Source organism: Vibrio sp. DW001, assembly GCF_029016285.1.
Classification (GTDB): Bacteria; Pseudomonadota; Gammaproteobacteria; order Enterobacterales; family Vibrionaceae; genus Vibrio.
Genome location: NZ_CP091975.1, coordinates 1944527 through 1957863 on the forward strand (window position 1 = coordinate 1944527; position 13337 = coordinate 1957863).

Here is a 13337-nt window from a genome sequence, read left to right on the forward strand (position 1 = left end):
TTTAAAAAGGACAGACACTTTAACTTCGAGCATACGTCCTTTGCTAATCTCTGTAACTCGTAGTTGGACGTGCGACGTGAAGTCGTATGAAGCGCTGTTCACCGCTCAATGAGTGAACCATCTGTGTCACCCAATGAGTGTTGTAAGTCTCTGGGTTAAATTGACGATTTAGCAAGTTCGGAGCATATCTCTTTTCTTGTCCTGCATCTGGATAGTAGTGTTTCTTTTTCGGATAACGAACATAAATATTTTGCTCTTTCATTAACTTGGCAACTTTATATAGACTTACTGTCACCCCTTTATCTACGAGCTCTTCCTTAATCCTACGTTTACCATAAGTGTAGTTTGATTCGCTTGATATTACTCGGATCTGGTGACGGAGCTGAATATTACATAGTTTATTGATCTTTTTGTAATAAAAATCACTCAATGTCACCTTAAGTGTTTTACATAATTCAGAGACAGTATAGTTCGGATACGCTTTCTTCATCTGCCTGACGACATCCAGTTTTAGTGGTCTCGTATAAACAAAGCGCTGGCTTTTTTTAATATATCGATGTCTCGGTTCGCCCTATCTAACTGTTTTTCCAGCTCCTGTATTCGTTGCTGCTCAGGTGTTATTGCTTTTTGATTATGGGGTGTAATACCAAGCTTTTCTGCTTAGTATTGTCTTTTCCATCGAACCACGGCGGAAGAACATGCTCCTGATATTTCCTGTATCTGCTGATTAGAGTATCCATTTTCCACCATCATTTTTGCGTATTCGAGTTTTTGCTGCTCTGAGATAATTACTCGTTCTTTTCGTTTCATAATTTAGCTTCATTTATAATGTGATTATAAGGCTTAATTAGTCTCCAAGATCATCGTACCATTACAAACAAGCGCTGCACCCATTAGCGTTAGAGCCCGTATCGGAAAGCCTTGCAGACCCTAACAGTTATTGTTTTCGACCAAAACGTAGTACGGCTGATGCTATCGGGCAGTGTTTTATCTGCCTGAGTCAAAAGCGTTCCGCACAATGGGTTCTTGAAGGGGACATCAAAGCCTGTTTCGACAAAATCGGGCATCAATGGCTGATGGACAATGTTGCCGTTGATAAGCGTATGTTGGGACAATGGCTAAAGTCTGGCTTTGTAGACAAAGGGCTGTTCTATGACACCAATGAAGGCACGCCTCAAGGTGGGATTATATCCCCAGCCTTGATGTTAATGACGCTCTCTGGTCTCGAACAACAAATTAAGTCTACCGCTCTCAAAAAGGAAGCAAGAGCCAACTTTATTAGATACACCGACGATTTCGTCGTCACTTGCGCTTCAAAGGAAGTGCTTGAGAACGATATCAAACCGTTGATTGTTGACTTCTTAGCGGAAAGAGGCTTAACACTCTCCGAAGAGAAAACGCACATCACTCACATCAACGATGGCTTTGATTTCCTAGGTTTTAATCATAGGAAGTACAAAGGGAAATTGCTCATTAAGCCGAGTAAATCCAACAAAGCCTAAAACTTGGATCGCCCTAAAATACTTCTTCAACCGCAAAGGCCAATGGCAGTTTCACGGTTGGCAGAAGATCATGGATATGGATTGCCAATTTAATCTGTTCCAAATAGCTAAAGTGCCAATAGAAAGACATGTAAAAATCCGAAGTGCAGTGACACCATTTGACCCTCAATACCAAGAATACTTGGCAAAGAGAAAGTCCAAAAGGCTAACCCGTAACTCTTGGAAAGAGCCTGTCCCGACTGCGTTATAAGTTGCTGGGTATCATTTGATGCCTTTGTGGAGGCTTGAGCCTAGTGCAGTGAACGTTGCACGCTGGGTTCTTAGGGAGACGGCACTTAGTAACAAGTGTCGTCCACCCGATATAAGCTCGTTAGAGTAAACCACCCAGAACTCGTTCTTCGGATAACTTTTCGTATCCAAAAATGTGAAAGACCATCGTTATCGGCGGTGGTCGATTTGCGTGGAATTGGACAATTTTTTTCACTATGCGATCATTTTAACGAAATTAACTACGCAAATATAATGAATGGAATACGCTTAACAATAGTTGCTAACTCAAAACATAGAGGTTTTGTTGCAGCTTAAACGAACAAAACATTGTTCCGTTACTTCAGTTCCCCATCGTGATCCTAAGTGTTCCTCTTCCAATAAAAAACCTCGGGTCTCATATAGGTATCTCGCTGTATTTAAACCTGAAAATGTCCACAGGTGAGTCTCTGCGAAGTTTAGAGTATCAACGAAAGCAAGTGCGATATCTAAAAGAACCTTACCAACTCCAGTCCCTCTTGCTTTATCACTGACTATAAACCAACGGAGATGAGCCTTACTGTCTCCAAGATCTTCACCGTCAATAGCAATTGAACCGATTATTTCCCCACCTAAAATGGCAGTCCAAATTTGATTGACAGGATTATCTAATCGGCAGCAGAAGTCAGCTAAACCATTCGCTACCACTGCTTCAAATTTTGCTCCAAAACCCGATTCTCTAGAGTAGTAGCTAGCGTGAAGTTGGGTTATTTGTCCCACAACTGAAGGAACGTATCCTTCGATTATTTCAACTCGTGTTTTCTTTGGCAGAACATCGTCGCCCGAAAGGGCACCACTATAAAGCTCAAGACCTCTTTGGATGGTATATTGTTGACTTAATTCAAGTTTATTTAACGCGCTAACTACTTGATGTCTCGCGAACTGATGAATCTCTTCAACGTGCTTGCTCCCCTTCATTGTCAACGATAATCTCTTTACTCTACAATCGGTTTTGCATGGTTCTTCATATACCATACCTTGTCCTTTCAACTTACGTAGCATCCTGCTTACACTCGATTTTTCAAGTAAAAGCAAGTGGGTAAGTTCGCTTGCAGTAATGCTCTCTCGACCTATTTCAATCAACGCATGAACAGTTGAAGGAGACAGTTTTGTACCAGCGAACCTCCCGCCCATGAAACCAAGTTGTCTAACTAAGTTACGAGAAGTAAATCGTATACCTTCTACCAAATCTTGTTCCGTCCCCATACATTATCTCTTTGGCCCGAATAGAATATATAGTTGTATAGTACAACCATTAGTCAATTACAAGGAAAGCCGTTAACGTGTTTACTAAATATAAATTGCGTATACATGCAGAAGAAATAGGCCATTGGATAATGCTTGAAAATGTGAGTTTCCGATACCCCCTCAGCCATGAGCTAAAGTACTGTGATTCCAGTAGCGTGTTCTGCCACTGAGTAAGTGCGTTTACAAAGAATTAAGCAGAGACGAGTTACAACACTCGCAGAAACATCTCCGCAAAAATTTGTAATTAATATTGATAAATTAGGATATAACGGATTAAGTGACGGGCTCTTCTCCACTTACGTGAGCTTGATCTTTGGGTAAAAGGTTGAATGAGTGTCAGGAACAGATGTTTGTCTTATCTTCAATTTAAAGTAATCCGTATCTCTCACCCCTCGGGCTCTACGTCTGAGTAAACCAACAGATACATTCCCTGCTTCAACTCGAGCGTTAGTCAGTTTGTATTTTGCGTAGTTGCAGATACCCACTTTTCTTTCTAGCAGTGCGTTTGCATAGTTACATAAGGAAAGAATCCGGGTTGATCTGGCAAGGCGGCTCCATGCTTCAAGAGCTTTAACCATTGCCTCGTAATAGGGCTCATCCCATATCGCTTGTAGCTGTGCTTTCAGCATATAAATGATGCACAGCGTCTTATTGCTTTCGAGCAAGTCATCGAGTCTGTCTGACTGCCTATCATCCGACTTAATGGCGTTTTTCAACAAGAGGAAAAGTGTACCTTTGAGCATTTTCTTTTCTTCATGAAACCCGTTTTTAAAAGCTTTTGGTCTCTCTTTTTTGATTAATATGCAGTAGTTCTGCATCACGTGAAATCGGTCAAAGACAATATCGGCATTGGGTAGCATTTTTCTCACGGCCGATTGATAAGCCTGGCCCATATCCATTGAGACGGCTTTAATCCTTCTTCCGTTTCGACTGACAGTTGCTCGAAAAAAGAGATCAGAACTTCCGCTTTTCGACCATGTTCAACCCAAATTAAATGACCAGAAATCAGCTCATATACCACAGTCATATAATCATGCCTTTTAGCTCTGGCAACTTCATCGACACCGATGTGGATTAAGTTACTCAGTTTCTTGGGGTCTAACGCTGGCAGGCTTGAACGCAGGTATTCTCGATCAATATTCTTTACGGTTTCCCAACGAATACCTAAGTGTTGAGAGACAGCATGGATACTCATATGACGACATAATCCACTTATAAACTTGCAGAAACGAGCGGTATATCTACCTCCTTTAGCAACATATTCCGTTACTTCAATCAGCCTTCTTCCTGCCTTGTTTCTCGCCTGAGCTAGCTCAATTTCAATCGTACACGGTCGACCGTTAACAGGAAGATCCTGAACACGCCTTCGAATGTAATGATCGACAGTGCAAGGTGCTCCTGCTGTAGGCTCTTTGACCTTAAACCGCCTATCTCGACGGCACCGAACAAATACAGATTGAGCGTCTTCTTCTACAGAAAAAGACTCGACACATTGACCTTTAAAGTCGAATAGCGCTGAAGATAATGATGGCAAGGTATGTCACTGACTTACAGAATAAAGAAGTATTGTAAATCATGACCTTAGTAGAGGTTGCCTTATATATACTGACTCACGTAAGCGGAGAAGAGCCGGTGACGTATGGAAAAATAACGCTTACGTAACTGGCGCGACGTCAGGAACGTCCTAGTTGACGCCCTTTTTATAAGTTTATTGATTTTCCCAGACTCTCATTCAAAAAAAACCAACAAGACCAATAGTTTTTATCCGATATTTATCGAAGTTATTTTGATAATAACAAATCAAATCTTGTGAGATACAAACAATTTTTTGGCACAAATTACCTCTACATTTTAAATTACCTGATTTTATTGGAAGTGCTCAAGCTAAGTTGTCTTTCGACAACCACAGGCACGTATAAGCGTATTCATAATTTCAGCATCAATTCTGTCAAGGTCCATAAATCTGTTTGTAGCTGGAGATTTTGAACTTGTTTACTTGGTTTTGTTAGAGTGAGCCTATCGTAATAAGCTCCTTTTTCCCAGGAAACTCCGGGCGAACCCTCCGCAAAATGAATCAATGGCTTTGCACCTACTTGGGCTGAGATTGAAGGGAACATACTCATCATACTTCTAAAACTGGGGGACTTTGATGCAAAATTCGAATGAACCACACCGGGACAAAAAGACATCGATGGCAATCCATTCTCGCCATATCGTTTTTGCAATTCTGAACTAAATAAAATCAACGCTATCTTTGAGTCACCATAAGACTTCTCTGGAGTATGTGTAACACCGTTATACAAGTCAATAAGATCGAGCTGCCCGAATAAACGATGTCCTTCACTAGCTGTATTGATTATAGATGCTTGGTCATTCTGTAGCATCGGTAGTAAGAGTTGTGTTAACAAAAATGGGGCTAAATAATTGACTTGTATCACTTCATCAAACCCGTCCTCTGTTTTGGAAGCTATATCTGATACACCACCCGCATTATTGATTAATACATCAATGTTTGATAGCTTTGAAAGTAAATTATTTGCTAGTGTGTATACATTTGAGAGCTTGGAATAATCAGAAACAAAAAAATCAGCGCTTAAACTCTTCGCTACTTCTTCAGTTTTACGAACGTTGCGACCAACAAGTATTACGTTGTGACCGTGCTTTTTAAGAATTTTAGCGGCTTCTTTACCTATTCCATCACTAGCGCCTGTAATAACTATTGTTTTCGCTTCCATAAATAGCTAATTCCTCTTCACAGTCAATGTTTAAAATATAGCTTAAAAGTATGCCCATTTTTATTTCTTGGTTCACAAATTTTATATCGAACTACTGTCTATTTCGGTCTTAGCCGAACCATTGTTATAACAAACCTTTGAACAAAGGTGTGTCAGTGAGTGATCTGCTCCAGCCAGACTAGACACTTTGTTAAGCGACACACCTTGCACCATCGCGTTCTTTTTTATCATCAATGACTGCTCGATTTTTACTATCGAGCTGCTTACGCTGCTCTTTGCGTTGAGTAACTTTATGCCGATTTTCAATCCAATAGTAAAACCCACTTCGAGAAACCCCAAACACTTTAGCCATAAGGACAATCCTATATCGCATCAGGGGTTCGAACATAAACTCATAGCAATCTACTTGAGATTTTTCGCGAAATAGATGGCGGCCTTTTTTACGATGTCTAACTCTTCGGCTTGCTAGGCTAATAATCGTTTGAGCTTGGCATTTTCAATCGCTAACTCTTTCTCCCTGTCGCTAGTTTTCGTGTCTTTTTTACCATAGAATTGAGATTCATATAACGATAGTTGTCTTGCCGCAGCAGCGACACCCACTTTCTCGGCTAACTTGAGTACTTCTGCTTTAAATTCAGGAGCATGTTTAATTCGTGTTTTCTTAGTTATCATTTACTCACCTCGTTAGCGATTGTACTCACTTAACTCAGTGTCCAAAACTAATGGTGCGGATCATAAGCAGATACCTCATTTAAATTACAGGCTCTGGAACCCTCGTTTTGACCACATTCTCCTAAGTCTAACGTTAATAAAAACGTTGTTAATTGATTTCCAGAACTTACAGAAACATCACCACCATGAGCTTTAGCGATTGATCGAGTAATAGCTAATCCTAATCCAACCCGTTCGTGGGTCCTCTCTGAGCCAATTCGATAAAACCGGTCAAACAGATAAGGTAAATCTTCTTTAGCAATAGTTGGTCCATCATTACAAACATAAACATATAGTTTTGATTTTCTTCGCGATATATAAATATTGACGATGCTACCTTCAAAGCAATGACGTATGGCGTTTGAAATTAAATTACCAATAGCACGATTTAGCATATTTCTATCTCCACGTAATTTAGCTTTACCACTTACACTTAAAGTAACATTTCTCTCCTGTGCAAGTATTTCATAAAACTCGAAAAGATTAAAAACCTCCTCATCTAAAGAAATTTCTTCAATGAATAACACATTGGATTTATCATCTGTTTTCGCCAAAAATAACATGTCATAAATCATTTTTGATAATCGTTCGAATTCTTCTGCATTAGAAACTAGAGTGGTTAAATATTCTTCTTTAGTTCGAGGTTGTGAAATAGATACTTGAGTTTGCATCATTAAATTATTAATTGGAGTGCGAAGTTCATGAGCGATATCAGAGGAAAAGTTCTCTAAGCGTCGAAAAGAATAGTCTAATCGACTAAGCATATTATTTAATGTTTCTGACAAAACTGAAATCTCACTTGGAATATTTTCTACAGGCATGCGTTGTTGAATATCTTTCCCTGAAACCAAAGTTGCCTTCTTAATTAATATTTGTAGAGGTTGCAATCCTTGATTAGTCAGGAACCAATGCAACAAAGCACTAATTACTGTAGCAATGAGAATAAATTTGGTCGTAAATATGGAAAGTGTGCCCGTGAAATCATGCAAGAAGTATCGATGATGATCAATATTAATACCAATGGTAACAAGTATTGGCAGTGAATCTAGATGATCCACCGTTAAAAAAATTCGCATCCCTCGGTAATAGCTAGATTTATCTCGCCATTCGAACAGGTTATTGTCCATGTATGGTGTTTTTTTAACCCCTTTGATATTGTAGTATGTGATATTTTTTTCTAAGTCATAATTAGTATAATATTTTATCTCATCATTAATGAGATTTTCTGGGAAGTATATTTTATCTGAAGTATAAATCACAGTTTTATCATCGGGCTTATTTATTCTAATTGTTACACCTTCTAATGTTTTTTCGAATTTTTTAAGCGTGTCAAAATCTTTGTTGAAATGAGTATTGGAAAAAATTTCTTTTATTTTGTCAGCTCTGCTGTTTAGAATAATAACTTCTTCTTTTAAGAAGCATGTTACCAATTCATACCATAAAAAGGTAGATAAGGTGATAAGACTTAAGGTTACTGCGACAATATAAAACAAATTTAGACGCCAGGTCAGAGAGTTCTTAAATATCATGGTACTACCTATATAGTAAAAATATACAACCTATAAACCGATTAGTCATCATACTGCTCGATGTTAATGAGTCTTTCCGAACAGTCCATCACCACTGTACAAATGGTGATGAAAAGTTATGTTATCAGCAAACCGAATACAGACAATGAAATTATACAACGCTCATACCTATCTTATTGATTTAGCGAGGCTACTGCGTTGTATGCATTGTCATCTATAATATCTAATACATAACCTACTCCTCTGATAGTATGAATTAGTTTTGGTTCAAACTGTTTATCCACTTTGTTACGCAATCGTCGAATTGCAACATCAATAACATTTGTATCACTATCAAAATTCATATCCCATACTTCGGATGCAATCGAAGAACGACTTAACACAATGCCTTTACGACGCATTAACAACTCTAAGAGTAAGAACTCTTTTCTTGTTAAAGATATTAAAACATTATCTCTATATACTCGTCGATTTAATAAGTTTAATTGTAAGTTCTCTACTCTAAGAATGGTATCATTATAATTTTGTTCGTTATTTCTTCTTAGTACACACCGGATTCTGGCGACTAATTCAATAAAAGCGAAAGGTTTAACTAGATAATCATCAGCACCAAGTTCTAAACCTTTAACGCGATCTTCTAGTTGATCTCGCGCTGTCAATATTAATACCGGAACAATAATTTGGCTGCTACGTAGTGTTTGTAAAATTTGCCAACCATTTAGTTTGGGCAGCATCACATCTAGAATAATCAAATCATATTTTTCGGTCATAGCTTGATGCAACCCATCAAGTCCATTATTTACTAAATCTACAACAAAATTGGATTCAATTAAGCCTTTTTTAAGATATTCTCCACTTTTCTTCTCATCTTCAACAATTAGTAGTTTCATGTTTCTCTCGTCATAGTGTCGGTGGTATGTGGCTTACTTTTTATATCGATGTATCATTCAACTATCATTTTGGATCTTTTTATAGGGAGATATCTACCCTTAACAGTGATTTTGATTAATAAAATGACTAATATTGCGTTATTTATCATATTCTGAGAGGTTTAACTTTGTTAGCAATTTTGAAATTGATTAAATTATCTGAACTCGGGATAGAAAACCGAAGGGAACTAAAATCTGCTTCTGTACTCAGATTATTTGGCTATAAAGGCCTAATAACAAAGAATACAGCTATGCATCAATTAGTGTTCTTAATGCCATGCCGATGGCTTTTATAATGTCTTTGGTTTTGTTGTTTATTTCAGAGAGAATACATGCTTGCGCTATTGTTGCTTAATTCTTAAACGATATACTGAATTTCAGGCATACCTAGCCCCGTAAGCTTGTTCAACGCTTTGATCATTGCAACCTGAGCGTTGTAATTTCTTAGGCTTAATCTCCCACCTAACAACTGTTTCACTCGATACATTGCTGTCTCTGATAGAGAGCGCTTATGAGAACCATATCGCTTTTTCAACTTCTTGTTAGAGCCGTAGAGCTTCTGACAACCGACCGCTAAATTGCGAGGGTGTCCTTGCTCCCAGAAGGCTGCCCCTTCGCGTGGCGAGATGAGCGGAACTGCTCGCTTGAATAGTATCATGACAATTCCTTGTGTCATAAGCCCCATCACCTGATATCTCAATGATTTTACGACGTGTCTGCTTGAGTAAGTTGGGGAGCACTTCGGCATCTGTTACGTTAGATAAATTCAACTCTGTTGCGACTATTTTCGTGGGTACTGGTATCCACTGCGATGTGCAGCTTAAGCCAGACTCTTCGCTTCCCGTCAGTACCATGCTTCTTGACCTTCTAATCAGCTTCGCCATAAACCTTGAGACCAATGGCATCAATGACCAGATGCTGTATTGCCCCTCTGGTTTAGGTTTTAAATGAAACCTAAACTTCCTTAGCTCGACGGCTTATACAGGTGTAATGCGAACTACCAAGCGGGATATTAGCCAGCTTAAATTCTGAATCTAGAAAACCTTATAGCGATCTCAAAGGCGTAGAGAAAACTCGTTTAACCATCAGTGTGGTAGTAATGGCTAAGTCGCTGAATCTGCGCGGTCTATCGCGCTTGTTTTGCTTCCACTCGGCTATCGCTTCCTCATCAATTCAGAGGTGAGAGAACAACGGTTTATTAAGGCTTTATTGTACAGCTTCCAGTTAGTTGTTTTGCAACGAAGTTTAGGCATGAGGCTACGACGATTAATGAGCGTAATGGATCAGAACATAACTTCTTAAATTCGTTCCATCAATTTAGGCAACAAAGCCTTAAACGACAAGTGAATATGACAGACATGTCATTATTGTGTTCGTCTTTTGTCACTAAAAGTCCTGTATCCTTATTTTAGGGTAAGTCTTTAGATATTAATAATTATATAGAAAATAACACAAGATGAATTGGATGGTGACAAGATATGATTTCAGCAGAATTAAAACTTAAAGTACAAAGTTTTGGTAGATTTTTATCTGGTATGGTTATGCCAAATATAGGAGCCTTTATCGCATGGGGCATTATTACGGCATTTTTTATTCCAACAGGTTGGTTCCCAAATGACGAATTAGTCAAATTTGTTGATCCAATGATCAAGTATATGCTTCCCTTATTAATTGGTTATACGGGTGGTAAATTAATTGGTGGTGACCGAGGCGCGGTTGTTGGTACGATTTCGACTATGGGTGTAGTCGTTGGGGCAAGTATACCAATGTTTATGGGGGCTATGATAGTTGGTCCTCTAGGTGGTTGGGCAATTAGCAAATTTGACAAAGCTGTCGAGGGTAAAGTTAAGAGCGGTTTTGAAATGTTAGTTAATAACTTTTCAGCCGGCATTATCGGTATGATTTTGGCTATTCTTTCATTCTATTTGATAGGTCCTTTTGTTACTTCAATGTCTGACATTCTTGCCGCAGGTGTTAAAGCATTAGTTAACGCCGGTTTATTACCACTGACATCAATCTTTGTTGAACCCGCTAAAATTCTATTCTTAAATAATGCAATTAACCACGGTATTTTCTCTCCTTTAGGTATTCAACAGTCTACTGAGTTTGGTCAATCGATTTTTTTCTTAATTGAAGCAAATCCAGGACCAGGCCTAGGTTTATTGCTTGCGTACATGGTCTTTGGTAAAGGCTCTGCAAAAGCATCTGCTGGCGGCGCGACAGTTATCCATTTCTTTGGTGGTATCCATGAAATTTACTTCCCATATATATTAATGAACCCGCGCTTAATACTTGCGGTAATTGCAGGAGGTGCAACGGGTGTATTCACTCTTACCATGTTTAATGCGGGTCTTGTTTCTCCCGCTGCTCCTGGTTCTATCTTTGCTATATTATTGATGACTCCAAAAGCATCCTTAACTGGAGTCTTACTATCCGTTGCGACTTCTACTACAGTTTCGTTTCTTGTTGCTTCTTTCTTGTTGAAAACTCAAAAAGATGTCAGTGAAGATGAAGGTGACCAATTAGGTGTTGCCGCTAACAAAATAAAAGAGCTTAAATATGCACCTGAAGCAGAGACGACAGTTAACGTAAATATGGCCGCTGTGACTAAAATCATTGTTGCTTGTGATGCTGGTATGGGTTCAAGTGCAATGGGGGCAAGCTTACTTGCTAAGAAAGTAAAAAAGGCCGGTTTGAATATCAGTGTTTCCAACTGCGCAATTGATAACCTGCCAGGTAATGTAGATATTGTGGTTACTCACAAAGATTTAACGCCACGCGCATTTAAGTACGCTTCACAAGCCAGACATCTATCATTAACAAACTTCTTAGATAACGCTCTTTATGATGGGCTTGTTGCTGAACTCGTGACTGCTCAATTGGATAGTGATGTTAGCAAGTAGACACTAATGTAAACCATAGATCGGGTCCGCCTTCGAATTATGCTTAAAATATCTTCTTGGGCTTGAAGGCGGAAAATAAGCATCATGAAACTAACTCGCTAGTGATCAGTTTGGTGATTTTGGCTATGTTGTGGAGCCCGCTAAGTTAAAGGAAATGCATTCTTTGGAAACAACTGCTATCTAGAGAAATTTGTCAAGTCAATTTACAATAACGAGGAGCGAAGAACTAATGGGAAATGAAATTTCGGCTGACATAAAAAAGCTAATCGAAACTAAGGAAATTGACCAAAAAGAGTTGGCTTTCTTTAACAATATTCGCTGGGTTCTCACTATCTTTGTGGTACTTATCCATTTGAATGTTACTTATAGCACATTTGGTAAATGGTACTACACAGAGCCTTGGGCTATTGATTTTACTGGTCTATTTTTCGCAATGTATGGAATGCTAAGTCAGGCGTATGTATTAGGTTTATTCTTTTTCATCGCGGGGTATTTCACACCAAGTTCTGTTGACAAAAGAGGCATTAAAGAATTTATTAGGAGTCGAACTATTCGTCTCGGTATTCCTACACTTGTTTATATGTTGTGTATTCATCCGATAACAATATACATCTTGCAAAAATTTAGCCTTACATCCCATACTGATTTCGTTGCTTGGTATAGTGATTACATACTATCTCTTTCTTTTCTAAGCAATTCAGGTCCTCTTTGGTTTACTATCGTATTATTGGCTTTTTCAATATCTTATGCATTATCTAAAAGCTTATATACAACTAAGGCTGAAATTAAGAAAAAATTTGAAATGAAAAATGTACATTTATTTTCTTTAATACTCATTACTGCTTTGTTGGCATTTCTGATTAGATTGTTCCAACCTGCGGGTACAACACTTTTTAATAATGAGTTAGGGAATTTTATGCAGATTGGCTTTTTTTCTTCCTATATCACTTTATATTATTCTGGCATTTTGTTTTACCGCTATAAACTGTTAGAAAAGTTGAATTTCAAATTTGGAATGAAGTGGTTAGTTCTGACTATTCTTGTTGGCGTGCCTCTGTGGTTTATTGTTATCATTTCAGGTGATTTATTATCTGGATCGGTAGTATTATTTGGTGGTTTCGGCTGGCAGTCGGGTATGTATTCACTATGGGAATCTTTTTTAGCAGTAGGTATGACTATTGGATTAATTGCATTGTTTAAAGAAAAGTTTAACTCTCAGGGACAAATAACTCGCTTTTTAGGGCAAAATTCTTTTGCGGTTTTTGTGTTTCATCCACCGATATTAGTTCTTATATCAATACTAATGAGTGAGGTTTCGTTGCCTCCATTAGGGAAAATGTATGTAGTCGCGACACTCGTTATTCCGACATGTTATATTTTTAGTCATTTTTTTAGGAAGATAACGTGGATTAAAAAATATTTTTCTTAATAAGGCTACATGGATATTGCTATAAACTGCTTCTATCAAATTAAA

5 protein-coding genes and 6 pseudogenes are annotated in these 13337 nt (G+C 38.3%); 3 read left to right on the forward strand and 8 right to left on the reverse strand.

Going from position 1 to position 13337, the window contains the following annotated elements:
* Positions 1-112 precede the first annotated feature (112 nt).
* Positions 113-810 (reverse strand): annotated as a pseudogene (locus L3V77_RS08940) (IS3 family transposase); the annotation flags it as partial.
* Positions 811-875: 65 nt separating this feature from the next.
* Here L3V77_RS08940 and L3V77_RS08945 point away from each other — a divergent pair.
* Positions 876-1752 (forward strand): annotated as a pseudogene (locus tag L3V77_RS08945) (reverse transcriptase domain-containing protein); the annotation flags it as partial.
* A gap of 305 nt (positions 1753-2057) precedes the next feature.
* Here the strand turns inward: L3V77_RS08945 and L3V77_RS08950 are convergent.
* From L3V77_RS08950 to L3V77_RS08980, 7 genes and pseudogenes are all read right to left on the reverse strand, one after another.
* Positions 2058-3014, reverse strand: coding sequence for a bifunctional helix-turn-helix transcriptional regulator/GNAT family N-acetyltransferase (locus L3V77_RS08950; protein WP_275133830.1), 957 nt, complete (start codon positions 3012-3014; stop codon positions 2058-2060).
* Between the two features lie 338 nt (positions 3015-3352).
* Positions 3353-4590 (reverse strand): annotated as a pseudogene (locus L3V77_RS08955) (ISL3 family transposase).
* 391 nt (positions 4591-4981) lie between these two features.
* Positions 4982-5791 (reverse strand): SDR family NAD(P)-dependent oxidoreductase, encoded by an 810-nt coding sequence (locus L3V77_RS08960; protein ID WP_275133831.1) that lies wholly within the window; start codon positions 5789-5791, stop codon positions 4982-4984.
* 196 nt (positions 5792-5987) lie between these two features.
* Positions 5988-6463 (reverse strand): annotated as a pseudogene (locus L3V77_RS08965) (IS3 family transposase); the annotation flags it as partial.
* A gap of 47 nt (positions 6464-6510) precedes the next feature.
* Positions 6511-8031, reverse strand: coding sequence for a heavy metal sensor histidine kinase (locus L3V77_RS08970; RefSeq protein ID WP_275133832.1), 1521 nt, complete (start codon positions 8029-8031; stop codon positions 6511-6513).
* A gap of 173 nt (positions 8032-8204) precedes the next feature.
* On the reverse strand, positions 8205-8921 hold the full coding sequence (locus L3V77_RS08975) for a heavy metal response regulator transcription factor (RefSeq protein ID WP_275133833.1): 717 nt from the start codon (positions 8919-8921) through the stop codon (positions 8205-8207).
* 397 nt (positions 8922-9318) lie between these two features.
* A pseudogene (locus tag L3V77_RS08980) lies at positions 9319-10213 on the reverse strand (IS5 family transposase).
* 225 nt (positions 10214-10438) lie between these two features.
* Between L3V77_RS08980 and L3V77_RS08985 the strand changes: the two are divergent.
* A pseudogene (locus tag L3V77_RS08985) lies at positions 10439-11839 on the forward strand (PTS mannitol transporter subunit IICBA); the annotation flags it as partial.
* Between the two features lie 253 nt (positions 11840-12092).
* Complete coding sequence (locus L3V77_RS08990; protein WP_275133834.1) at positions 12093-13292, forward strand: acyltransferase family protein; 1200 nt, start codon at positions 12093-12095, stop codon at positions 13290-13292.
* Positions 13293-13337 lie beyond the last annotated feature (45 nt).

Excerpts from the sequence above, each read along its gene's own strand:
- L3V77_RS08950 (WP_275133830.1), bottom strand. The coding sequence starts at position 3,014 with ATGGGGACGGAACAAGATTTGGTAGAAGGTATACGATTTACTTCTCGT.
- L3V77_RS08960 (WP_275133831.1), bottom strand. The coding sequence starts at position 5,791 with ATGGAAGCGAAAACAATAGTTATTACAGGCGCTAGTGATGGAATAGGT.
- L3V77_RS08970 (WP_275133832.1), bottom strand. The coding sequence starts at position 8,031 with ATGATATTTAAGAACTCTCTGACCTGGCGTCTAAATTTGTTTTATATT.
- L3V77_RS08975 (WP_275133833.1), bottom strand. The coding sequence starts at position 8,921 with ATGAAACTACTAATTGTTGAAGATGAGAAGAAAAGTGGAGAATATCTT.
- L3V77_RS08990 (WP_275133834.1), top strand. The coding sequence starts at position 12,093 with ATGGGAAATGAAATTTCGGCTGACATAAAAAAGCTAATCGAAACTAAG.